Annotated in this window: 16 protein-coding genes and 1 tRNA gene; 6 read left to right on the forward strand and 11 right to left on the reverse strand. The window is 71.1% G+C overall.

Annotated elements, in window-relative coordinates; genetic code table 11:
- From ACIBJC_RS03780 to ACIBJC_RS03795, 4 genes are all read right to left on the reverse strand, one after another.
- A complete protein-coding gene (locus ACIBJC_RS03780; RefSeq protein ID WP_399287258.1) occupies positions 1–633 on the reverse strand; it encodes a hypothetical protein in 633 nt (210 codons plus the stop codon).
- The gene (locus tag ACIBJC_RS03785; protein WP_399287261.1) at positions 630–2,759 is read right to left on the reverse strand and encodes a hydantoinase/oxoprolinase family protein; all 2,130 of its coding nucleotides are present in this window, start codon (positions 2,757–2,759) and stop codon (positions 630–632) included. The genes ACIBJC_RS03780 and ACIBJC_RS03785 overlap by 4 nt, the downstream gene beginning before the upstream one ends.
- A gap of 137 nt (positions 2,760–2,896) precedes the next feature.
- Positions 2,897–4,507: an FAD-dependent oxidoreductase gene (locus ACIBJC_RS03790; protein ID WP_399287263.1), complete on the reverse strand. Its 1,611-nt coding sequence runs from the start codon at positions 4,505–4,507 to the stop codon at positions 2,897–2,899.
- A 38-nt stretch (positions 4,508–4,545) separates the two neighbouring features.
- Positions 4,546–5,649 (reverse strand): LacI family DNA-binding transcriptional regulator, encoded by a 1,104-nt coding sequence (locus ACIBJC_RS03795; RefSeq protein WP_399287265.1) that lies wholly within the window; start codon positions 5,647–5,649, stop codon positions 4,546–4,548.
- A 526-nt stretch (positions 5,650–6,175) separates the two neighbouring features.
- On the opposite strand from ACIBJC_RS03795, the gene ACIBJC_RS03800 reads away from it, so the two are divergent.
- Complete coding sequence (locus tag ACIBJC_RS03800; RefSeq protein WP_399287268.1) at positions 6,176–6,544, forward strand: peptidase inhibitor family I36 protein; 369 nt, start codon at positions 6,176–6,178, stop codon at positions 6,542–6,544.
- 161 nt (positions 6,545–6,705) lie between these two features.
- On the opposite strand, the gene ACIBJC_RS03805 is transcribed toward ACIBJC_RS03800, so the two are convergent.
- From ACIBJC_RS03805 to sucC, 4 genes are all read right to left on the reverse strand, one after another.
- Positions 6,706–6,793 (reverse strand) — tRNA-Leu (locus tag ACIBJC_RS03805).
- Between the two features lie 176 nt (positions 6,794–6,969).
- Positions 6,970–8,511, reverse strand: coding sequence for an aldehyde dehydrogenase family protein (locus tag ACIBJC_RS03810; RefSeq protein ID WP_399287271.1), 1,542 nt, complete (start codon positions 8,509–8,511; stop codon positions 6,970–6,972).
- 127 nt (positions 8,512–8,638) lie between these two features.
- A complete protein-coding gene (sucD, locus tag ACIBJC_RS03815; protein ID WP_399287274.1) occupies positions 8,639–9,541 on the reverse strand; it encodes a succinate--CoA ligase subunit alpha in 903 nt (300 codons plus the stop codon).
- 13 nt (positions 9,542–9,554) lie between these two features.
- Positions 9,555–10,688 (reverse strand): ADP-forming succinate--CoA ligase subunit beta, encoded by a 1,134-nt coding sequence (gene sucC / locus ACIBJC_RS03820; protein WP_399287277.1) that lies wholly within the window; start codon positions 10,686–10,688, stop codon positions 9,555–9,557.
- A gap of 161 nt (positions 10,689–10,849) precedes the next feature.
- On the opposite strand from sucC, the gene ACIBJC_RS03825 reads away from it, so the two are divergent.
- The 5 genes from ACIBJC_RS03825 (at position 10,850) to ACIBJC_RS03845 (ending at position 18,863) form a co-directional block, all read left to right on the forward strand.
- Positions 10,850–12,532 (forward strand): thiamine pyrophosphate-binding protein, encoded by a 1,683-nt coding sequence (locus ACIBJC_RS03825; protein ID WP_399287279.1) that lies wholly within the window; start codon positions 10,850–10,852, stop codon positions 12,530–12,532.
- 12 nt (positions 12,533–12,544) lie between these two features.
- Positions 12,545–13,810 (forward strand): formyl-CoA transferase, encoded by a 1,266-nt coding sequence (gene frc / locus ACIBJC_RS03830; RefSeq protein ID WP_399287282.1) that lies wholly within the window; start codon positions 12,545–12,547, stop codon positions 13,808–13,810.
- The gene (locus ACIBJC_RS03835) at positions 13,807–15,963 is read left to right on the forward strand and encodes an acetate--CoA ligase family protein (protein ID WP_399288109.1); all 2,157 of its coding nucleotides are present in this window, start codon (positions 13,807–13,809) and stop codon (positions 15,961–15,963) included. The genes frc and ACIBJC_RS03835 overlap by 4 nt, the downstream gene beginning before the upstream one ends.
- A gap of 85 nt (positions 15,964–16,048) precedes the next feature.
- On the forward strand, positions 16,049–17,443 hold the full coding sequence (locus ACIBJC_RS03840; RefSeq protein WP_399287285.1) for an OFA family MFS transporter: 1,395 nt from the start codon (positions 16,049–16,051) through the stop codon (positions 17,441–17,443).
- 1 nt (position 17,444) lies between these two features.
- Positions 17,445–18,863 (forward strand): OFA family MFS transporter, encoded by a 1,419-nt coding sequence (locus ACIBJC_RS03845; protein WP_399287288.1) that lies wholly within the window; start codon positions 17,445–17,447, stop codon positions 18,861–18,863.
- Between the two features lie 84 nt (positions 18,864–18,947).
- On the opposite strand, the gene ACIBJC_RS03850 is transcribed toward ACIBJC_RS03845, so the two are convergent.
- From ACIBJC_RS03850 to eboE, 3 genes are read right to left on the reverse strand one after another with little or no spacing between them, the layout of a single operon-like run.
- Positions 18,948–20,003 (reverse strand): sugar phosphate isomerase/epimerase family protein, encoded by a 1,056-nt coding sequence (locus ACIBJC_RS03850; protein ID WP_399287291.1) that lies wholly within the window; start codon positions 20,001–20,003, stop codon positions 18,948–18,950.
- An 18-nt stretch (positions 20,004–20,021) separates the two neighbouring features.
- Complete coding sequence (locus ACIBJC_RS03855) at positions 20,022–21,458, reverse strand: nucleotide pyrophosphatase/phosphodiesterase family protein (RefSeq protein WP_399287294.1); 1,437 nt, start codon at positions 21,456–21,458, stop codon at positions 20,022–20,024.
- A complete protein-coding gene (gene eboE / locus ACIBJC_RS03860) occupies positions 21,455–22,624 on the reverse strand; it encodes a metabolite traffic protein EboE (protein ID WP_399287297.1) in 1,170 nt (389 codons plus the stop codon). Before eboE ends, ACIBJC_RS03855 begins: the two co-directional genes overlap by 4 nt.
- Positions 22,625–22,627: the final 3 nt, after the last annotated feature.

Consider the following 22,627-nt stretch of genomic DNA (forward strand, 5'->3'; position numbering starts at 1 on the left):
TTACTTCTCTCTTGCCGGGGCGGCGGACGCGGCCAGGGCGGCGGACAGCAGGAGCGGACTGCGGCCCAGGCCGCAGACGGATTGCGCGTAGGCGTGCGCGGCGAGTTCGTCGGCGCCCGCGACATGGGCGAGGACCCGCAGGCGCCCGAGGCGCAGCGCGGTGTGGCCGAGGGCTTCCTTGAGCGCGGTGCGCCCGGGACCGTGGTGCAGCCGTTCGTGGACGCTCTCGTGGGCGAGGGCGGCGGCGCGGACCGAGCCGGCCGGGAACCACTCCCGCCAGCCGTGGGTGGTCACCAGGCGCTCCGCCGCGGCGACGGAGTCCGTGTACAGCTCGACGGTGGGGGGCCGGGAGGTGTAGCGGGCGAGGAGCCCGCGCTCCAGGCCGCCGTCGCGCTCCACGATCCGCGGTGGTGCGGGCGTCCCCGCGGGGGTGAGGGCGGCGCCGAACGCGGCGGCGGTGGCGGCCCAGTGGCGCAGCAGTGCGGGGTCGCGGCCCTCGTGCAGCGAGAGGGAGCCGAGGAAGCGCGCGCCGTACTCGATGTCGTCGACGGCGGCGAGGCCGGCGGCCCGCGCGGTGGTGGCGGTGGGGCGGGCAGTGGCCGTGGGGCGCGCGGTGGCGGTGGGACGGGTCATGACCGCTCCTCCACGATGGCGACGACGGGCTCGTCGCCGGGACGGCCCTCCATCTCGGTGCGGGCCAGCGCCAGCAGGGGCCCCGGGTCGAGCACCCCGGAGAGGTCGGCGATGCGGGAGCCTATGAGCAGCCGCAGCGCGGGGGCGCGTACCCCGCCGTCGCCGTAGGCGGTGGCCTCGCCGACGAGCGCGGCGAGGGTCCCCTGCGCGGAGGCGACGGTGGTGGTGCTCACCCGTGCGTCGGGGGCGTGCAGCCGGACCACGCCGTCGGCGTCGACCACGCGCACGGGCCGGCGTACGCGGCGCAGTCTGCGGCGCAGTTCGGTGCCGTAGACGGTGTAGGCGGGGGTGCCCGCGAGGATGTCGACCCGGCCCTCGGGGACCTTGAGGCTCGCGGCGGCCAGCCGCAGCCGTTCGGCGTCGTCGGCGCGGTGGGCGCGGTCCTGGGTGCGCAGTTCGGTGGCGCCCGTGGCGACGGCGCGCACGGTGTTGGTCTGCGGGTCGACGGTGACCTCCACCTCGACGGCGTCGGCGACGGCGCCCTGGGCGACGACGGCCCGTTCGGCCTCGGAGCGCACCGCGAGGATGTCCTCCTGGCCGGCGCCGGGGATGATCCGCTCGACCTGTTCGCGGACGAGGGCGAGGGCGACCCCGATGGGGCTGATGACCTCGCTGTGCGCGGCGATACGGCCCTCGCGGCCGGTGGTGGCGGCCAGGTGCGGGGTGACGGCGGCGGCGCCGCCCCCTCCGCCGACGAGCTGGACGGTGTCCTTGTCGAGGCGGTAGTCGTCGATCATGGTGTCGACGACGGTTGCGACCTGGGCGATCGCGGCGTCCAGCACCTGGGTGGCGGCGGTGTCGACGTCGGTGCCGAGCGCGGCGGCCAGCGGGGCGAGCGCGACGCGGGCCACCTCGCGGTCCGCGCGCGCGAAGTCGCCCTCGGGGACCCGGCCCAGGGCGTTGGCGGCGCAGGTCAGGGTGAGCGCGTAACGGCCGCCCGCGGCGTCGAGCACGACATGGTCCGCGGCGTCCTCGGGCAGCGGGCTGACGGTGGCGAGCCGTGCGCCGGCGAGGTCGTCGGCGGAGGCGAAGCAGGCGTAGGGCAGTGCGGCGATGTGCGCGCTGCGCGGGCCGACGGTGGTGACCTTCCCGCCGCCGACCCGGATCATCGAGCCGCCGCCGACGCCGACGGTGCGTACGTCGAGGGCGGAGAGGTAGGAGGATCTACCGAGGAGGGTCGCGTGGCGCACGGCGACCCTGCCCCGGCGTACGACGCTGATGTCGGTGGAGGTGCCGCCGGTCTCCAGGAAGACGCCCTCGCTGACGCGCTCTTGCATCAGCGCCCCGGCGACGCCGGCCGCGGGGCCCGACAGCACGGTCAGCAGGGGCCGGCGGCGCATCTCGTCGAGGGACATGACGCCGCCGTCGCACCGCATCACCATGAGCGGGGCGGTGACACCGGCCTTGGTGATGGAGGCGTCCACGAGGTCGGCGGTGGCGAACATCTTCGGCAGGATCGCGGCGTTGACGACGGCGGTGCGGCTGCGCTTCTGGAGGCCGTACAGCGAGGTGATGTCGTGGGCGGCGGTCATCGGCAGACCGCGCTCGGCGGCCACCTCGCGCACCGCGTCCTCCCCTTCGGGGCGGTCCACACTGAACGGCTGCGTGGCTACCAGGACCTGGGCGCCGTCGCGGGCCGCCGCGTCGACTGCGGACTCGACGGCGGCCCGGTCCCCGGGGTCGGCGATGTGCGCGTAGGTCAGCGGGAGCCGCTTGCCGGGCGAGAGTTCGAGCTTGGCGAGGGAGGCGAGGCGGCGGGTGAAGGCCGCCCCGGCTCCGGTGCCGATGCCGAGCAGTCCGACGGTGGCCACGTCGCCCTCCAGCAGGGCGTTGGTAGCCTGGGTGGTGCCGTGGGCCAGAAAGGCGACGTCCTCAGGGGCGTGTCCGGTCTGGTCCAGCAGGCGGTCGAGTGCTTCCACGATGCCGTGGGCGACCCCGTCCTGATGATGGTGGCTGGTGGGAACCTTCACCTGCCCGAGCAGGTCGAGGGTCGTGGCGTCCACGGCCACGGCGTCGGTGAAGGTCCCGCCCACGTCGATGCCGACGCGTATGCGGTGGGTGTTCATGTCCGGGCACCTCCTTGTGCTGGGTCGGCGCTGACGCGGGCGGTGGGCCGGGCGGGGCAGGTGGAGCTGCTCCCGTCCGGCCGTCCCGCCCTCGGGAGACCGGGCGCGCCGTGCTGCTTCCCGGTCTCCGGTGGGGTTCAGTAGCCGCGCACCCGCGGCCAGTGGCGTTCGACTCCGGCCCGCTCCAGCAGGGCGGCGAAGGTGTCGAAGCGCTTCTCCTCGGCCTGCACCTCGTACGGTTCGACGCCCTCGTCGAGGCAGTGGGCGGCGAGCGCGCCGGCGACCTCGCCGATGTTCCACTCCACGGGGTGCAGCCGGTAGCAGCCGTTGGTGATGTGGGTGGTGCCGATGTTCTTCGCGGCGGGCAGCAGGTTGCGCGTACGGCGCGGGATCAGTGCGCCGAGCGGGATCTCGAACGGTACGGAGCCAATGTCGATGTAGTTGTCGCCGCCGGTGGAGGGGTGCAGGTCGATGCGGTAGCTGCCGACGCCGACCGAATCCCGGTGGCGGGTGCCGCCGGTGGGGCCGACGAGGTCGATCGCCACGTCGTGTTCGGTGACGGTCGTGACGGCCTTGATCCGGCGGGACTCACGTACGTACGGGGCCTTGGCGAGGCCGTCCTCGGTGCCCATGACGTCGGGGCGGGGCCGCAGCCCGGGGAAGCCGGTGCCGCCGTCGGGGCGCGGGGCCTCGGTCTGGAGCCAGTACAGGACGGACAGCGACAACTCCCGGGCCTCGCGGACCGCTTCGGCCGCCGTCTGTTCGCCGGCGCCGATCAGCGGCTTGAGCCAGTAGTCGTTGAGGGGCCAGTTGACGAGGGTGATGTCGGAGTCGAAGGCCCCGTCCCGGTGGAGCTTCCTGGCCAGGATGCGGCGGAAGCCGAAGAGTTCCTTGTCGCCCGCGTCGGCGGACTGGTCCGCGCTGACGGCGAGCGGGTCGATGTCCGGGTTCGGTACGAAGGTGCGCGCCACCGCCTCCAGCGAGCGCGGGTCGGGGGCGAGGAAGCCGAGCAGCGGGCCGGGCCAGAAGTCCGGTGTGTAGGCACGCCAGAAGTCGTAGTCGGCGGGCCTCTCGATGGTGTGGTCCTCCCCCTCGTGGTGGGAGAGGGCGAAGCAGAAGGTGATGCCCTGCTGGTTGAGCGGGTCGGCCTGCTCGGGGGCGTGCGGTTCGCCGAACTCGGCGCGGGACTCGGCGCCCAGCGCGTACTCGACCCCGGCCAGCTCCAGCAGCTCGCCCGTCTCGGTGGCGTCGAGGACGTAGGAGGCGGTGAAGGTACGTCGGCCACCGCCGCGCAGATCCTCCAGGGTGACGGACCGTACGGTGTCGCCGTCGGTCTCGGCGGCCACCGGCCGGTGTTCGGTGAGCAGGGTCAGCCGGCCGGCGGAGCGGTGCGGGGCGAGCAGTGCCTCCAGCGCGGCGAGCGCGACGCGGGGCTCGGCGCACAGCTTGCTGACGCGGCCGGCACCGGGGTTGAGGGCGGGCAGGGCGGCGGCCTCGGCGCGCAGCGGGTACCAGTCGCGGTAGTAGCCGCGGATCGCCGCGCGCAGCGCGCGGTAGGAGGCGGTGACACCGAACTGCTCGACCCATGGGTGCTCGTCCGGCGGGACCGCCTGGGAGGTGAGCTGGCCCCCGATCCAGTCGGTCTCCTCGGTGAGGACGACCGTACGGCCGGCACGGCAGGCGGCGAGGGCGGCGGCGACGCCGCCGAGTCCACCGCCGACGACGAGGATGTCGGGTTGGCTGATCACGGTTCTCCTTGTGGTGCGTGGTAAGGCGGTCGTACGGGTCAGGCGCGGTGGGGCGGTGCTCCGGCCGTGGCGCCGGCCCGGAACGGGCAGACGACGAGGGGTTCTTCGGCCTCCTCCCCCGCGACCAGGGCGGCGAGCAGCCGTACGGCGGCGGCGCCGAGCTGGGGCCGGGGGATGTCGAAGCCGGTGGGGACCTCCTGGGCCGCGAGGTCGGCGGGCGGGCTGCCGAGCAGGGCGAGGCTCAGCTCGCCGGGGCAGTCGAGACCGGCCGCGTGGACGGCGGCGCGCAGGGCCCGCCACGGGCTGCCGGTGTCGGTCTCCTCGGCGACGAAGGCGGTCACGCCCTCGTCGAGCCAGCGCCGCAGCCGCTCGGGGGTGAGGGTGCGCGCGGGATCGGCGGTACGGAAGACCGCGTCGGGGCCCCCGGGCAGTCCGGCGCTCTCCAGTCCCTTGAGGAAGCCGTGTTCACGGTCGGTGGAGGCGGGCGCGTCGTCGTCCTCGCGGATCAGCACGAGGCGCCGGTGGCCCAGCGCGGCGAGCCGGGTGACGACCTCGTGGCTCGCGCTCACATAGTCGGCGCCGACCCAGGCCAGGCCCTCCAGTTCGTCCCTGCGGCCCAGGTGGACGACGGGAAAGCCGTCCGCGACCAGGCGCCGCAGCTCCTCGGTGGGCACGTGCCGCCCAAGAAAGAGACAGCCGTCGGCGAGCCGGACCCGGCTGAGCGCGTCCGGTCCGCCGGCCCCGGCGCCGCCGGAGCTGGAGCCGGTGAAGAGCACGAGGTCGTAGCCGCGGGCGGCGGCCTCCCGCTCCACACCGACCAGGAAGGGGTAGTACGAGTGCTGCACGTCGGTGGGAAAGGTCGCGGTGAAGCTGAAGACGCCGAGCAGGTCGTTGCGCGCGGCGGCGAGCCTGCGGGCCACCGGATCGGGCACGTAGCCGAGGCTCCGGGCCGCGTCGAGGACCTTCTGCCGGGTCTCCGCCGAGATCGCCACGCCCTGCTTCCTGCCGCCGAGCACCAGCGAGACCGTGGCCTGCGAGACTCCGGCCAGCCGCGCGACCTCGGCCTGACGCGGCCGTGAGGTGCGGTGGCCCGGGGGCGCGGGGGCGCGTCCCGGCCTGGCTCGCTTGCGTGGTTCCTCCACCGGCACTCCTTCTCGGGACGCGCGGGACGACCGCCCGAGGGGCGCCATCGCTCGTTAATGCGCATTAGTAATGCGCATTAACGAGCACCTTCGACCCCGGGCGGGCTCACGTCAAGAGAGTGGACAGGACTTTCCCTCGCAGGGATGGAGCCGTCGGCCGCTCTGCGGCCCTACCGGCGACGGGACGGCGGACCGGCAGGCCCTCCTGTTCGCCAGAAGGGCGATCGCGACTCGAAAACTTTGGGCGGATTCTGGTAGGACCATCGCGAAATGTCGTATACGCCTGCCCCGTTGACCCATCATGAGGCGGCAAGCCCGTTCCCGACGCGGCAGTTGCGACCCCGCGTACCACGGAGAGGACGCCCATGCGCGCATCACGCGGAACACGAATACCGGTACCACCGGCGAGGACACCGACTCCACGCACCGCACCCCGCACCACCCGGCGCCGGCAACCGCCCGCACCTGAGACCCGGGCCCCATAGGGCCGGACCGCTCCTTCGGGAGCACGAGGAAACGAGTACAGATGAAGAAGGCAGCACTCTGCGCGGCCCTGGGACTCGCCGCGGTCGCCATGGCAGCCATGCCCACCGCCCAGGCGTCTCCGACCACCGCCAGAACGTACGCGGACTGCCCGGCCGGCTGGTTCTGCGCCTGGGAGCACGAAGGCGGAAAGGGCAAGATGGTGCGCTTCCAGAACGGCGTCAAGAAACTCAGCGACTTCGGGATGAACGACAAGATCTCCTCGGTATGGAACCGAAGCGGCCAGATCTTCTGTACGTACCTGGACAACAACTACAAGGGCGCCACGTGGGCGGTGGGGAGCTGGCAGGGCAATACCGCCAAGTACCACCGGAACGACAACATCAGTTCCCTGAGGGCGGGGGAATGCTGATCGCCCAGGGCATGCCGGTCACCCCGCCCGGAGGGGACCTGGCCGGGGACGAGCACGCGTCTCCTTGACGGGTCGCCCCCGACACAGCAGAACTCCCAGCCCGGACGAGTCCGTGCTGGGAGTTCCGTAAAACCAACCTGGGCACTTGCGTGAAATACCCGTGGTGTCCGAGGGGGGACTTGAACCCCCACGCCCGATAAAGGGCACTAGCACCTCAAGCTAGCGCGTCTGCCATTCCGCCACCCGGACGAGTGGTCGACCCGCGGTGATCTCAGCGATCTCCCCGCGGCGACAGAGACAACGATACCAGGGGTTCGAGGTGCCCTTCACCCGTATATCCGGTGGTCAGCGGTGCGCGATCGGGCTGCCCAGAGGGGCTGCGCACGGACTGTCGCGGCATACGTACGGGCCGTACCGCCGGGTGGTCATGGCATCAGGTGGTAGTCGGGGAAGTTGCCCGGCGGGCGTTCGTCCGGGGGGCCGTCGGTCACGGCGCGGACCAGGAGCTCGCCGCCGACGAAGGCGCCGCGCCAGGAGTGGCCGAAGCCGCCGAACAGCTCGTCGCGGTCGCCCCGGGAGCGGGGTTTCCCGTGGCCGGTCTTGAAGGCGCGGATCTGGGGTGCCAGCCGTGCGTACGTCGCCGGGTCGTCGGTGGACAGGGTCGCGACCAGGGCGCCGTTCGAGGCGTTCATCGCGGCCAGCAGCTCCGCCTCCGTGTCGACCAGGACGATCGTGTCGACCGGGCCGAAGGGTTCCGCGTGGTGCAGCGGGGAGGACGGGGGCGGGTTGAGCAGGGTGACGGGGGCCAGATACGCGCTGGTGTCCTGGTCGGGGAGGAAGCGGGCGTCCGCCAGGGCGCCCCGGTGGAGCGGTACGGCGCCGCGGCCGATCGCCTCGGTGACCTGGTCGGCCAGCTCCTTGGCCTTGGCGGCGTTGATGAGCGGCCCGAAGTCCAGCTCCGGCGGCGGGTCGTCCGGGGATTCGACCGCGAGGGGGTGGCCCAGCCGGATCGAGCGTACGGCGGGGAGGTACGCGGCGAGGAAGTCCGCGAAGAGGGAGCGCTGGACGACGAAGCGCGGGTACGCCGTGCAGCGCTGCTTCCCGTAGTCGAAGAGCTTGGGGATCACGGCGGTCAGGGCGGCGAAGTCGGTGCAGTTCCAGACGCCCCAGGTGTTGAGCCCCTCCTGTTCGAGGACATGGCGTTTGCCGAGGTCGGCGACGGCGGTGGCGATCCTGGCGCCGGTGTCCCGGCCGCCGACGAAGGAGACGCAGCCGATCTCGGGCGCGCGCACCAGCGCCTCGGAGAGTTCGCCGCCGCTGCCGCTGACGAGGGTGACGGGGATGCCCTCGCGGGCGGCGAGCGCGCAGGCCAGGGTCAGACAGGCCACACCGCCGTCGGTGGGGGCCTTGGCGATGACCGCGTTCCCGGCCAGCGCCTGCACCAGCAGGGCGTGGACGAGGACGGACATCGGGTAGTTCCAGCTCGCGATGTTGGAGACCGGCCCCGGCAGCGGGGTACGGCCTTCCAGGATCGGCCCGGCGCCGTCCACGTACCAGCGCACGCCGTCGATCGCACGGTCGACGTCGGCCTGGGCGAGGCGCCAGGGTTTGCCGATCTCCCAGACGAGGAGAAGGGCGAGCAGTTCGCGGTGTTCGGTGAGCGCGTCGAGCGTCGCGCTCACGCGGGCGGCGCGCTCCGGCAGCGGGATGTGGCGCCAGGCCCGGTGGGCGTCCAGCGCGGCGCGCACCGCCTCCCGGGCGGTCGCGCCGTCCAGCCGGGGCGGGCCGGCGATCGGACTGCCGTCGACGGGGCTGGTGGCGGGCAGGGCGCGGCCGTCGGAGCGCCACGCCCCGGCCCAGAGGTTGCGTACCCGGTCGTCGTGGAAGGCCTCGGGCGCGGCGGCGAGGCCGCGCTCCCAGGCGTCCGACCAGGCTGTGCCCGGTTTGAGGATCAGTGAGGGTGCCATTGAGGGTCTCCGCTCGGATGAGGCGGGAGGTGCATGGCTCGGTTCAGGACCGCCGGCCGGCCGTCGGGCGACGTCTCGCGGTTACTCGACGGTAGTGAGCCGGTGGTGCGGTGGCACGCACTCGCCGTCAAGTATGAGTGACGCCACCTGACGGCGCGAGCTGTTCCAGGACCAGTCGCGCGGTCTCGGAGGGGGTCGAGCCGACCCGTATGCCGGCCGCCTCCAGGGCCTTGCGCTTGCCCTCCGCGGTGCCGGAGGAGCCGGAGACGATCGCGCCCGCGTGTCCCATGGTCTTGCCCTCGGGCGCGGTGAAGCCGGCGATGTAGCCGATGACCGGCTTGGTCACCCGCTCGGCGGCGTAGGCGGCGGCGCGTTCCTCCGCGTCGCCGCCGATCTCGCCGATGAGGACGACGAGTTCGGTGTCGGGGTCGTCCTCGAAGGCGGCGAGGCAGTCGATGTGACTGGTGCCCACGACGGGGTCGCCACCGATGCCGACCGCCGAGGAGAAGCCGATCTCCCGCAGTTCGTACATGAGTTGGTAGGTGAGGGTGCCGGACTTCGACACGAGTCCGATCCGGCCCGGCTTGGTGGCGATGTCCGCGGGGATGATCCCGGCGTTGGACTGTCCTGGGCTGATCAGACCGGGGCAGTTGGGGCCGATGATCCGGGTGGCGCGCTCCTTGGCGTACGCGGTGAAGGCGACCGCGTCGTGGACGGGGATGCCCTCGGTGATGACGACGGCGAGCCCGATCCCGGCGTCCACCGCCTCGGTCACGGCCGCCCTGGCGAACTGCGGGGGGACGAAGACGACGGTGACGTCCGCGCCGGTCGCCCCGATGCCCTCGCGTACGGAGCCGAAGACGGGCACGGTGGCGCCGTCGAGGTCGACCTGGCTGCCCGCCTTGCGCGGGTTGACGCCGCCGACGACCGCGGTGCCCGCGGCGAGCATCCGCCGGGTGTGCCGCATACCCTCGGCGCCGGTCATGCCCTGGACGAGTACCTTGCTCTCCTTGGTCAGGAAGATGGCCATGGTGTTCCTCTCCTCATCCAGCGTTCGCGAGCGCGGCGGCCTGCCGGGCCGCGCCGTCCATGGTGGTGGCCTGCTGTACGAGCGGGTGCGCGCGCTCCGCGAGGATCGCCCGGCCGCGAGCGGCGCTGTTGCCGTCGAGGCGGACCACGAGCGGCCGGGTCAACGTCACTGATTCCAGGGCCCGTACGATGCCGTCGGCGACCGCGTCGCAGGCCGTGATGCCGCCGAAGACATTGACGAAGACGGATTTCACGGCCGGGTCGGAGAGGATGACGGACAGCCCGTCCGCCATCACCTGGGCGGACGCCCCTCCCCCGATGTCGAGGAAGTTGGCGGGGCGGGCGCCGCAGCCGGCCACCACGTCGAGGGTGGACATGACGAGGCCCGCGCCGTTGCCGATGATGCCGACCTCGCCGTCGAGCTTCACGTAGTTGAGCCCCTTGGCCGCCGCCCGCGCCTCCAGCGGGTCGGTGCCGGGGCCGGCCGGGGCCTCCCCCCAACGCGCCTGGCGGAAGAGGGCGTTGTCGTCAAGGGTGACCTTGCCGTCGAGGGCGATAATCAGCCCTTCCGTGGTGCGTACCAACGGGTTCACCTCGACCAGCAGGGCGTCCTCGCGGACCAGTACCCGCCACAGCGCCCGGAGTACGGGGACGGCCTCGAACGGGAGTCCGGCCGCCGCGGCGATCCGGGCGGCCACCGCCTCGGTGACGCCTTCCGCCGGATCGACGGGGATACGGGCCACCGCCTCCGGCCGTACGGCCGCGACCTGCTCGATCTCCATGCCGCCCTCGGCCGAGGCGATGGCGAGGAAGGTCCCGGCCGCCCGGTCGAGCACGTAGCTCACATAGAACTCGCTCTCGATGGCGACGGGTTGGGCGAGCATCACCGTGGAGACCGGATGGCCCTTGATGTCCATGCCGAGTATCTGGCGTGCGGTCAGTTCGGCCGCCGCCGGGTCGGCCGCGAGCTTCACACCGCCCGCCTTGCCGCGCCCTCCGGTCTTCACCTGGGCCTTGACGACCACGCGCCCGCCGAGCCGCCGCGCGGCGTCCCCGGCGTCCTTGGCGGTGGCCACGACCTCGGCTTCCGGCACCGCGATGCCGTGTTCCGCGAAGAGTTCCCTTGCCTGGTGTTCGTACAGATCCATGCCGGCTCCCTTTTGCCGAAAGTGGCGTACGCCCCCTGGACACCACCCGCCCGGATGCGGGATAACAAGCTTCATACAGTATTCGTCGACTGTATGCAATGTACCGGGACGGGCGCTTCTCCCTCCCCGGTGAAGGACTACGAAGGGACAGGGACCTCCTCATGCCCGACGACAGCCAGGAACTCATCTCCGGTGGTCATCTCGTCGCCAAGGCACTCAAAGCGGAGGGTGTCGAGGTCATCTACACCCTCTGCGGCGGCCACATCATCGACATCTACGACGGCTGCGTCGACGAGGGCATCGACGTCGTCGACGTACGTCATGAGCAGGTGGCCGCCCACGCCGCCGACGGCTACGCCCGTATCACCGGAAAGCCCGGGTGCGCGGTCGTCACCGCGGGGCCCGGGACCACCGACGCCGTCACCGGGGTCGCCAACGCCTTCCGCGCCGAGTCGCCCATGCTGCTGATCGGCGGCCAAGGGGCGCACACCCAGCACAAGATGGGGTCGCTCCAGGACCTCCCCCACGTCGACATGATGACCCCGATCACCAAGTTCGCCGCCACCGTGCCGGACACGGCGCGCGCAGCGGACATGGTCTCGATGGCGTTCCGCGAGTGCTACCACGGCGCCCCGGGACCGTCCTTCCTGGAGATCCCGCGCGATGTGCTGGACGCCAAGGTGCCCGTGGACAAGGCCCGGGTCCCCGCCGCCGGGCGGTACCGGGCCTCGACCCGCTCGGCCGGCGACCCCGAGGCGGTCGAGAAGCTCGCCGACTTGCTCGTGCACGCCGAGAAGCCGGCGATCCTGCTCGGCAGCCAGGTCTGGACGACCCGGGGGACCGACGCGGCGATCGAGCTGGTACGGACCCTCAACGTCCCCGCGTACATGAACGGGGCCGGCCGCGGCACACTGGCCCCCGGCGACCCGCACCACTTCCAGCTCTCGCGGCGCTACGCCTTCTCCAACGCCGACCTCATCGTCATCGTCGGAACGCCCTTCGACTTCCGTATGGGGTACGGCAAGCGGCTCTCGCCGGACGCGACCGTCGTCCAGATCGACCTCGACTACCGTACGGTCGGCAAGAACCGCGACATCGACCTCGGCATCGTCGGGGACGCCGGGCTCGTGCTCTCCTCCGTCACCCAGGCCGCGAGCGGACGGATCAACGGCGGTTCGGTGAAGCGGAAGGCGTGGCTGGACGAGCTGCGCGCCGCCGAGCAGACGGCCATCGAGAAGCGGCTGCCGCAGTTGCGCTCGGACGCCTCGCCCATCCACCCGTACCGGCTGGTCAGCGAGATCAACCAGTTTCTGACCGAGGACTCGATCTACATCGGGGACGGCGGCGACATCGTCACCTTCTCCGGCCAGGTCGTCCAGCCCAAGTCGCCGGGGCACTGGATGGATCCGGGGCCGCTCGGCACTCTCGGCGTCGGGGTGCCCTTCGTGCTCGCCGCCAAGCAGGCCCGGCCCGACAAGGAGGTCGTGGCGCTCTTCGGGGACGGCGCCTTCTCGCTGACCGGCTGGGACTTCGAGACGCTGGTGCGCTACAACCTGCCCTTCGTCGGCATCGTCGGCAACAACTCCTCGATGAACCAGATCCGTTACGGCCAGAAGGCCAAGTACGGCGACGCGCGCGAGCGCGTGGGCAACACCCTCGGGGACGTCCACTACGACAAGTTCGCCCAGATGCTGGGCGGTTACGGCGAAGAGGTCCGCGACCCGGCCGACATCGCGCCCGCGCTGCGGCGCGCCCGCGAGTCCGGACTGCCGTCGCTGATCAACGTCTGGGTCGACCCCGACGCGTACGCCCCCGGAACCATGAACCAGACCATGTACAAGTGAAGGAGCCCTCCCATGACCCAGGCTCTTGAGACCTCGCCCACCGGAACCACCCCCAAGGCGCTCTCGGGCGTACGCGTCCTGGACATGACGCACGTCCAATCGGGGCCCTCGGCCACGCAGTTGCTCGGCTGGCTCGGCGCGGACGTGGTGAAGCTGGAGGCGCCGAGCGGGGACATCACCCGCAAGCAGCTCCGCGACCTGCCCGATGTCGACTCCCTGTACTTCACGATGCTCAACTGCAACAAGCGGTCCATCACCCTCAACACCAAGTCGGAGCGCGGCAAGGAGATCCTCACCGAACTGATCCGCCGCTCCGACGTGATGGTGGAGAACTTCGGCCCGGGGGCCGTGGACCGGATGGGCTTCACCTGGGAGCGCATCCAGGAGATCAACCCGCGGATCGTCTACGCCTCCATCAAGGGGTTCGGGGAGGGCCCGTACACCAACTTCAAGGCGTACGAGGTCGTCGCGCAGGCCATGGGCGGCTCGATGTCGACGACCGGCTTCGAGGACGGGCCGCCGCTCGCCACGGGCGCGCAGATCGGCGACTCCGGCACCGGCATCCACGCCGTCGCCGGGATACTCGCCGCACTCTTCCAGCGCGAGCACACCGGGCGCGGCCAGCGCGTCAACGTGGCGATGCAGCACGCCGTGCTCAACCTCTGCCGGGTCAAGCTCCGCGACCAGCAGCGGCTCGCCCACGGCCCGCTCGCCGAGTACCCGAACGACGACTTCGGCGACGAGGTGCCGCGCAGCGGCAACGCGAGCGGCGGCGGGCAGCCCGGCTGGGCCGTCAAATGCGCGCCCGGCGGTCCCAACGACTACGTGTACGTGATCGTGCAGCCGGTCGGCTGGCGGCCGGTCACCGAGCTGATGGGCCGGCCCGAGCTGGCGGACGACCCCGAGTGGGCGACGCCCGAGGCGCGGCTGCCGAAGCTCGGCAAGATGTTCCAGCTCATCGAGGAGTGGACGGCCACCCTGCCCAAGTGGGAGGTGCTGGAGCGGCTCAACGCCCACAACATCCCCTGCGGCCCGATCCTCTCCACCAAGGAGATCATCGAGGACGCCTCCCTCGCGGCCAACGAGATGGTCGTCGAGGTCCCCCACCCCCAGCGCGGCTCGTTCACCACGGTCGGCAGCCCGCTGAAGCTCTCCGACTCCCCCGTGGACGTGTTCACCTCGCCGCTGCTCGGTGAGCACAACGCGGAGGTGTACGTGGGAGAACTGGGCCTGGGCGACGAGGAATTGCGGCTTCTCAAGACGGACGGAGTCATCTGACGGTGGACAGCAACGACGCGAGCAGGAAGACCGTACGGGCGCTGCTGGACGCGGCGCTCGCCGAGGGCCGCACCGCGCTCACCGCGCCCGAGGGCAAGGCCGTCACGGACGCTTACGGGATCCCCACCCCGGCCGAGGCGCTGGCCGAGAGCGCCGACGAGGCGGTGGCGCTGGCCGACCGGCTCGGCTTCCCGGTGGCGATGAAGATCGTCTCGCCGGAGATCCTGCACAAGACGGACGCGGGCGGGGTACGGATCGGGCTGGCCTCGGCCGCCGAGGTGCGCGGCGCGTTCACCGAGATCGTCGCCAACGCCCGTACGTACGACCCGGACGCGCGGATCCTCGGCGTGCAGATCCAGCAGATGGTGCCCGAGGGCACCGAGGTGCTGATCGGCACCGTCACCGACCCGACCTTCGGCAAGATCGTGGCGTTCGGTCTCGGCGGTGTGCTGGTGGAGGTCCTGAAGGACGTCACCTTCCGGCTGGCGCCCGCCTCCACGGACGACGCGCTGTCGATGCTCGACGGGATCCGCGCGGCGGAGATCCTGCGCGGGGTGCGCGGCGCCGAGCCCGTCGACCGGGAGGCGCTGGCCGGGCTGATCGTCAAGGTGTCGCGGCTCGCGTCCGACTTCCCCGAGATCGCCGAGGTCGACCTCAACCCGGTGTTCGCCTCGGCGCACGGGGTGATGGCCGCCGACGTACGGATCCTGCTCGACCCGGAGCGGCCGGCCGAGCGGCGCACGTACAGCCGCGAGGAGATCCTCGTCTCGATGCGGCGGCTGATGAAGCCCAGCTCCGTGGCGGTGATCGGGGCCTCCAACGAGCAGGGGAAGATCGGCAATTCGGTCATGCGGAACCTCATCGACGGGGGTTTTCCGGGCGACATCCACCCGGTGAACCCCAAGGCCGATGACATTCTCGGCCGTAAGGCGTACAAGAGCGTGATGGATGTTCCGGGTGAGCCCGATGTGGCGGTCTTCGCGATCCCCGCGAAGTTCGTGCCCGCCGCGCTGGAGGAGGTCGGCCGCAAGGGCGTCCCGAACGCCGTGCTGATCCCGTCCGGCTTCGCCGAGACCGGCGAACACGAGCTCCAGGCACGGATCGTGGCGATCGCCGAGCAGTACGGCGTACGGCTGCTGGGGCCGAACATCTACGGCTACTACTCGACCTGGCAGGACCTCTGCGCCACGTTCTGCACCCCGTACGACGTCAAGGGCGGCGTGGCGCTGACCTCGCAGTCCGGTGGCATCGGGATGGCGATCCTCGGCTTCGCGCGGTCCACGAAGACGGGGGTCTCGGCGATCGTCGGCCTCGGCAACAAGTCCGACCTGGACGAGGACGACCTGCTGACCTGGTTCGGCGAGGACCCGCACACCGAGTGCATCGCGATGCACCTCGAAGACCTCAAGGACGGCCGTGCGTTCGTGGCGGCGGCGCGTGCCACCGTACCGAAGAAGCCGGTGGTCGTCCTCAAGGCCGGGCGTACGGCGGCGGGCGCGAGGGCGGCGGGGTCGCACACCGGCGCGCTCGCCGGGGACGACGCGGTGTACGGCGACATCCTGCGCCAGGCCGGGGTCATCAGGGCGCCGGGGCTGAAGGAGATGCTGGAGTACGCGCGGGCGCTGCCCGTGCTTCCCACCCCGAAGGGTGACAACGTCGTCATCATCACGGGCGCCGGCGGCTCGGGGGTGCTCCTCTCGGACGCCATCGTCGACAACGGGCTCTCCCTGATGGAGATTCCGCCGGATCTGGACGAGGCGTTCCGCGCGTTCATCCCGCCGTTCGGGGCGGCCGGCAACCCGGTGGACATCACCGGGGGCGAACCGCCGTCCACGTACGAGGCGACGATCCGGCTGGGTATGGAGGATCCGCGGATCCACGCGCTGGTCCTCGGGTACTGGCACACGATCGTCACCCCGCCCATGGTCTTCGCCGAACTGACGGCGCGGGTCGTGGCGGAGTTCCGGGAGCGGGGCATCCACAAACCGGTGGTGGCCTCCCTCGCGGGCGATGTCGAGGTCGAGGAGGCGTGCCAGTACCTCTTCGAGCACGGGGTGGTGGCCTACCCGTACACCACGGAGCAGCCGGTCGCGGTGCTCGGCGCCAAGTACCAATGGGCCCGGGCTGCCGGGCTGTTGGGAGGCGGTTCATGACCTGACCCCACCCGGGCACGGCACGAAGGTTTTGGACAGGGGGCGCTGGCCAGTTCTTTCGATGCAAGGGGTGCGAGAGACCACCATGAAAACGACAACGACTCAACTCGACAGTTCCGTCCCTTACCAGGAGGTGACGGACCGCAACGGACGCGTGTACCGGATCGGTGAGAGCGACCGGGACATCATGGGCAGGCCCCGCTGGACGATGGTGCTCTTCCCCTGGATGGGCATGCTGGGCATCAGTTCCTCGGAGTACGCGTTCACCTCCGCGGAGGACACGCTGCACGAGGCCCATCTCTGGAGCAGCGGACACATCTTCTGGCTGATGGGCGTCTGGGTCTTCTTCCAGGCGGCCGTCGCCTTCCCCGCCGGGCAGCTCAGGGAGAGCGGCAGGCTGCCCGCGCGCTACGCGATGATGCTGGGCGCGCTGGGGACGTTACTCGGATATGTCTCCCTGGCGTACGCCCCGCACGTGATCGTGGCGTACATCGGCTTCGGCATGTTCAGCGGAATCGGCGCCGGTCTGGTGTACGCGACCTGCGTCAACATGGTCGGCAAGTGGTATCCCGAGCGCAAGGGAGGCAAGACCGGCCTCGTCAACGGCGGTTTCGCCTACGGCTCGGTGCCGTTCGTCTTCCTCTTCACCTCGTACATGGATCTGAGCAACTACCGGGGTGTGCTGGTCTTCGTCGGGGTGGTGTGCTGCCTCGTCGTCGCGGTCGCCGGCTGGTTCTTCAAGGACCCGCCGAAGTACTGGTGGCCGCGGGGCGCCGATCCGCTGAAGGTCTCCGACGACCCGAGGGTCCGGCGCGCGCTGGAGAAGAACCCGCCGGCGGTGAAGCAGTACACACCGCGGGAGGCGGCCCGCACACCGGTGCTGTGGCTGATGTGGTTCTGCCTGCTCTGCACGGCGGGGATCAACATCTTCGGCATCGCGTTCCAGGTGCCCTTCGGCAAGGACATGGGGTTCGCGGGCGGGATCGTGGCCACCGCGATGTCGCTCAAGGCGATCGTGAACGGTACGGGGCGCGGTGTCATCGGCTGGATCTCCGACCGGTACGGACGCCGCCACACCCTGATCTTCGTCTGTCTGGTGCTCGGCAGCGCGCAGTTCGGTGTGCTGATATCCGGGACGCTCGGCAGTATGCCGTTCTTCCTGTTCTGCTCGATGGTCTCCGGGTTCGGCGGCGGCGCGATCTTCCCGCTGTTCGCGGCGATGACCGCGGACTACTTCGGTGAGAACAACAATGCCTCGAACTACGGCATGGTCTACAGCTCCAAGCTCATATCGGGCCTCGTCGGCTCCGGTGTGGGGGCTGTCGTGGTGGCCGCCTGGGACTACCAGGGCGCGTTCGTCATCGCCGGCAGCATCGGGCTCGCCTCCGCCGTACTGGCGGTGTTCCTGAAGGCGCCCGGCAGGCCCGACCTCAAGAAGATCCAGCCCAACCCGAACCCGATCGGCCGGGAGATCACCTGAAATGACCACGGAACCACTCTCCGGGACGTCCTCGCCGGCCACCGCCGGCGTGGACTACCACGAGATCACCGACGCCCATGGCCGTGTCTACCGGATCGGCGAGTCCGACCGGCAGATCCTCGGCCTCCCCCGCTGGACGATGGTGGCCCTGCCCTGGCTCGCCATGCTCGCCATCAGTGTCTTCGAGTACGCCTTCGGGGCGGCCGAGGAGACCCTGTCCAGGGCACATCACTGGACCTCGACGAACACCTTCTGGGTGCTGAGCGTCTGGATCTTCTTCCAGGCGGCGGTGTCCTTCCCCGCCGGACGGTTACGGGAGAAGGGCATCCTCAGCAGCAGAGCGGCCATGCTGATCGGCTCGTTCTGCTCGCTGCTCGGATTCGTCAGTCTCAGCCACGCGCCGAACTTCTGGTTCGCGCTGGCCGGTTTCGGACTGCTGGGCGGGCTCGGCTCCGGACTGATCTACTCGACCTGCGTGAACATGGTCGGCAAGTGGTACCCCGAGCGACGGGGCGGCAAGACGGGCCTGGTCAACGGCGCGTTCGCCTACGGCGCCGTGCCGTTCGTCTTCCTCTTCACGTACGGCTTCGACACCTCGAACTTCCACACCGTGCTGGACCTCGTCGGTGTGTACGTACTGGTGCTGACGCTGGTGTCGGGGCTGTTCTTCAAGGATCCGCCGAAGAACTGGTGGCCCCAGGAAGTGGATCCGCTGCACCGCTCCGGGGACACCAAGTCGTCGCTGGCCCTGGCCAAGAACCCGCCGGCGGTGAAGCAGTACACACCGCCGGAGGCGTTACGGACCGGGGTCGTGCCCCTGATGTGGCTGTGCATGCTGTGCTGCGCGGGTGTCTCGATCTTCGGGATCTCGTTCCAGGTGCCGTTCGCCAAGGAGATGGGGTTCGGCCCGCTGATCGCGGCGTCGTCCATGGGGCTGATGTCGGTGATCAACGGTACGGGGCGGGGTGTGGTCGGCTGGCTCTCGGACAAGCTGGGCCGGCGGCCGACGCTGACGTACGTGTGTCTGGTGCTGGCCGTGGCACAGTTCGGTGTGCTGTGGGCGGGTGAGATCCGCAGCCAGACGCTCTTCCTCGTCTTCGCCTTCCTGTCCGGCTTCGGCGGCGGGGCGTTCTATCCGCTGTTCGCGGCGCTGGTCCCGGACTACTTCGGGGAGAACTACAACGCGTCGAACTACGGCATGGTGTACAGCGCGAAACTGGTCAGCGGATTGTTCGGCGGCGGGATGGGGGCGGTCGTGGTCGCCTCGTGGGGGTACGTCGGCGCCTACCTGGCGTCCGGTGTGGTCTCGCTGATCGCCGCGGGGCTCTCGCTGGCCCTGCGTCAGCCGGGCGGCCCGCACGGCGGGCGACGCACGGTACGGCTGCCGTGGGCGCGGCAGCCGGGACAGGCGACCGCCTGACCACGGACGGACCGACGGCCCTCCCCGCGGCGCTGCGATGAGCCGCGCGGAGGGCCGCCGTCATTCCCTTATGCCGTAGGGCAGTTACCGCTTCTCGCGCAGCGAGTGGAGATGCGCCGAGGACTTGCGGGCGAACGCGAGGGAGTCCACCGGCTGGTCGTGCTCCACCTGCCAGTGGTGGCCGCGCCGGCCGCCGTGGGTCCTGTTGACCGCCGAGATGAAGCGCTGGTAGTCGATGTCACCGTCGCCGACGTCCACCATCCGGTAGCCGTCCCTGGCCGCGATGTCCTCGATGCCGTCCTTCACGTGGAAGAGCGGGTAGCGGTGGGGCTGCTTGAGGACGTACCGCAGCGGGTCGAAGGGCGCGGGCCTGCCCTCGGGGGTCCTGCTGAACCGGAACTGCCCGGCGTACGCCCAGTAGATGTCCATCTCCAGATAGACCAGGCTCGGGTCGGTCTCGGCGAGCAGGACGTCGTAGAGCCGCACGTTCGGCTGGTCGGTGGCGAAGGAGAACTCCTCCGCGTGGTTGTGCTGGTAGAACTTCATGCCACGCCGCTTGGCCGCCGCGCCGTAGGCGTTGAAGTCCGCGGCGGCCCGCTTCCAGGCGTCGACGGTCGATCCGTGCCGGAAGGGTCCTGAGGCGGTTCCTATGTGGTCCAGGCCGAGTTCCTGGGCGTCGTCCAGGACCTTGGTGAGGTTCTGGGCGAAGCTGTAGGCGTTGGGGTTGTTGTCGTCGGCGTAGTTGACGTGGCTGCCGATGGGCTTGAGGCCGTGGTCCCTGGCCAGTCTCTTCAGCTGCGGCAGGGTGATGGCGCCGGCGCTGCCCTGGGTGTAGCCAGCGAACTCGATCTCGTCGTAGCCGAAGCGCTCCAGCTCGTCGAAGACCTTGGCGAAGCCGATCGTGGACACCTTGTCGCGCAGGGAGTAGAGCTGGATGCCGAGCCGTCCCGGCGGCAGGACGGGCTGCCCCTTGCCGTGGCCGTGCCCGGGGTGGTGGCCCGTGCCGTGGGCGGCGGCCGGGGTGGCGGCGGCCGAGGCGCCGACCACCGCCGCCGCGGTGGCTCCGGCGGCGACACCGAGCATGCCGCGCCGGCTGAGCTGGTGCGCGAGTTCAGGGTCTGCTGACGTCTTGCGGCTCATTTAACGGAACTCCTTCGGTCAGTGCAGTCCGGCAAGGTGCAGGAGCAGGCTCTTCACCTCGGTGGCCGCGACGCGGTCACCGACGGCGTCGGGGGTGGAGCAGAGGATGAGCGGACCTTCGTCGTCGCTCGCGGGGAGGCGGCCGTGGCTGCCGCGGATGGGGGAAGGGTCGAGGGGGACGACGGCGAGCCGGTAGCGCATCCCGAGCTTCTTGCGGGCGATCGCCTTGGCCGCCTTGAGGCGTACGTACGGATCGAGCGGGTCCATGAACAGCTCGACGGGGTCGTAGCCGGGTTTGCGGTGGATCTCCACGAGCTGCGCGAAGTCGGGCGCCCGGTCGTCGTCCAGCCAGTAGTAGTACGTGAACCAGGCGTCGGGTTCCGCGACGGCCACCAGTTCGCCGGAGCGGGGGTGGTCCAGACCGTGCGCCTTCTTGCCCTCGTCGTCGAGGAGTTCGTCGATGCCTTCGAGGTCCTTCAGCGCCTCGCGGGTCGCCTCCAGGTCCTCGGGGCGGCGTACGTAGACATGCGCGAGCTGGTGGTCCGAGACGGCGAAGGCGCGGGAGGCCATGGTGTCCAGGTACTCCATGCCGTCCTGGGTGTGGACCTCCAGCAGCCCGGCCCTGCGCAGCGCGCGGTTGATGTCGACGGGCCGGGAGACCCGGGTGATGCCGTACTCGGAGAGCGCCACGACGGTACGGCCCTCGGCCTTCGCGTCCGCCAGCAACGGGGCGAGCGCGGCGTCGAGTTCGGCGGCGGCCCGGTGGGAGCGGGGGTCGTCGGGGCCGTAGCGCTGGAGGTCGTAGTCGAGGTGCGGGAGGTAGCAGAGCGCGAGGTCGGGGTGGCGGGTCGCGACGATGTGGCGGGTCGCGTCCACGATCCACTGGGAGGAGACGAGGTCGGCGCCGGGTCCCCAGAAGTGGAAGAGGGGGAACGTGCCGAGTTTCTCTGTGAGTTCGTCGTGGAGCGCGGGCGGCCGGGTGTAGCAGTCGGGTTCCTTGCGGCCGTCGGCGTAGTAGACGGGGCGCGGGGTGACGGTGTAGTCGGTGTCCGCGCCCATCGCGTACCACCAGCAGATGTTGGCGACGGTGTAGCCGGGGTGGGCGCGGCGGGCCGCGTCCCAGAGCTTGTCGCCGGAGACGAGGCCGTTGTGCTGGCGCCAGAGCAGGACGTCGCCCAGCTCGCGGAAGTACCAGCCGTTGCCGACGATGCCGTGCTCGGCGGGGAGGGTGCCGGTGAGGAAGGTGGACTGCGCGCTGCAGGTGACGGCCGGCAGCACGGTGGTCAGCGGGGCCCGCGAACCGGTCCCCGCGAGCTCGGTCAAGTGCGGCATGTGCCGCAGCAGTTGCGGGGTGAGGCCGACGACGTCCAGGACCAGCAGCGGGGTCGGGCGCGCTGCCGGGGTGCCGGGCGTGGACCCGGCGGAGGTGGTGGTCGCGGCCGGGGTGTCGCTCATGGCAGCTCCTTCAGGCCGAGGTCGACCAGCAGGTCCCTGGCCAGGGTGAGTTCGGCGGCGATGCCCTCGGCGAGCCGGCCGCGTGTACGGGGCCGCAGCTCCGGCGGGAGCGCCTGCCAGGTGTACGTCTCGACCTCCAGATGGCGGGTGCGCGGCTCGGCCCCGCCGACGAGCCGGCCCAGCGCCTCCTGGAGCACGGGGAGGGTGGAGGTGAGCGGTGGGGCTGGCGGGGCGTGCAGCGGTACGTGGAAGTGGGCGCGCCAGGGCGCCCCTTCGGGCAGCGATCCGCCGGCCAGCGCCTCGTCCAGGTCGTCGGTGCCACGCAGCCCCGCGGCGGTGCTGGTGCGGGTCTGGTGGAGGAAGCGTGGCTCGTCGAAGGCCCGCAGGGCCTCCCGTACCTCGGGCAGGTGCGGGTGCTCGGCGTGCAGGGCGGCGGAGAGCTGCGCCTTGGGGATGGGGATGCGGGCGGCGTCGAGCGCGTCGAAGGCGGCGGCCGGGTCCTCGAAGGAGGTGGCGAGATGGCAGGTGTCGACGCAGATGCCGATGCGGTCGCCGGTGAGCGCGGAGAGCGGGCCGATCGCGTCGGCGGTGGTCTCGACGATGCAGCCGGGCTCCGGCTCCAGGGCGATCCTGATGGACTTGCCGGTCAGCTCCTCCAGGGCGTCGAGGCGTCCGGCCAGGGTGGTGAGCGCGACGTGGGCGGTGCGGTCCGCGGTGTCGTCCCAGGCGGTGCGCCAGCCGAGCGGCAGGGTGGAGACGGAGCCCTCGGTGACATCGTCGGGCAGCAGCGCGGCCAGCAGCCTGGCCAGGTCGGCGGTGTAGGAGAGCCGCTCGGGGTCGGCCCAGTCGGGCTGGTACACCCGGTACTTGACCTCCTCGGCGCCGAAGCCCTCGTACGGGAAGCCGTTGAGGGTGACGACCTCCAGGCCGCGCCGGTCGAGTTCGGCGCGCAGTCCGCGCAGCACGACCGGGTCGTTGATCAGGGCCTGGGCGGCGTCCTTGGCGAGCCAGAGGCCGATACCGAGCCGGTCGCGGCCGAGGCGTTTGCGTACCGGTTCGCAGTGGTCGCGCAGTTGGGCGAGGACGCCGTCGAGGGTCTCGGCGGGGTGGACGTTGGTGCAGTATGCGAGGTGGACGGTGGAGCCGTCGGGGTGGCGGAAGCGCATCGG

This window comes from Streptomyces sp. NPDC050509 (assembly GCF_044457965.1).
Classification (GTDB): domain Bacteria; phylum Actinomycetota; class Actinomycetes; order Streptomycetales; family Streptomycetaceae; genus Streptomyces.

Bases quoted from the DNA above. Each gene is read 5' to 3' on its own strand.
- ACIBJC_RS03780 (WP_399287258.1), bottom strand. From the start codon at position 633: ATGACCCGTCCCACCGCCACCGCGCGCCCCACGGCCACTGCCCGCCCC.
- ACIBJC_RS03785 (WP_399287261.1), bottom strand. From the start codon at position 2,759: ATGAACACCCACCGCATACGCGTCGGCATCGACGTGGGCGGGACCTTC.
- ACIBJC_RS03800 (WP_399287268.1), top strand. From the start codon at position 6,176: ATGAAGAAGGCAGCACTCTGCGCGGCCCTGGGACTCGCCGCGGTCGCC.
- ACIBJC_RS03810 (WP_399287271.1), bottom strand. From the start codon at position 8,511: ATGGCACCCTCACTGATCCTCAAACCGGGCACAGCCTGGTCGGACGCC.
- sucD (WP_399287274.1), bottom strand. From the start codon at position 9,541: ATGGCCATCTTCCTGACCAAGGAGAGCAAGGTACTCGTCCAGGGCATG.
- sucC (WP_399287277.1), bottom strand. From the start codon at position 10,688: ATGGATCTGTACGAACACCAGGCAAGGGAACTCTTCGCGGAACACGGC.
- ACIBJC_RS03825 (WP_399287279.1), top strand. From the start codon at position 10,850: ATGCCCGACGACAGCCAGGAACTCATCTCCGGTGGTCATCTCGTCGCC.
- frc (WP_399287282.1), top strand. From the start codon at position 12,545: ATGACCCAGGCTCTTGAGACCTCGCCCACCGGAACCACCCCCAAGGCG.
- ACIBJC_RS03840 (WP_399287285.1), top strand. From the start codon at position 16,049: ATGAAAACGACAACGACTCAACTCGACAGTTCCGTCCCTTACCAGGAG.
- ACIBJC_RS03845 (WP_399287288.1), top strand. From the start codon at position 17,445: ATGACCACGGAACCACTCTCCGGGACGTCCTCGCCGGCCACCGCCGGC.
- ACIBJC_RS03850 (WP_399287291.1), bottom strand. From the start codon at position 20,003: ATGAGCCGCAAGACGTCAGCAGACCCTGAACTCGCGCACCAGCTCAGC.
- ACIBJC_RS03855 (WP_399287294.1), bottom strand. From the start codon at position 21,458: ATGAGCGACACCCCGGCCGCGACCACCACCTCCGCCGGGTCCACGCCC.
- eboE (WP_399287297.1), bottom strand. From the start codon at position 22,624: ATGCGCTTCCGCCACCCCGACGGCTCCACCGTCCACCTCGCATACTGC.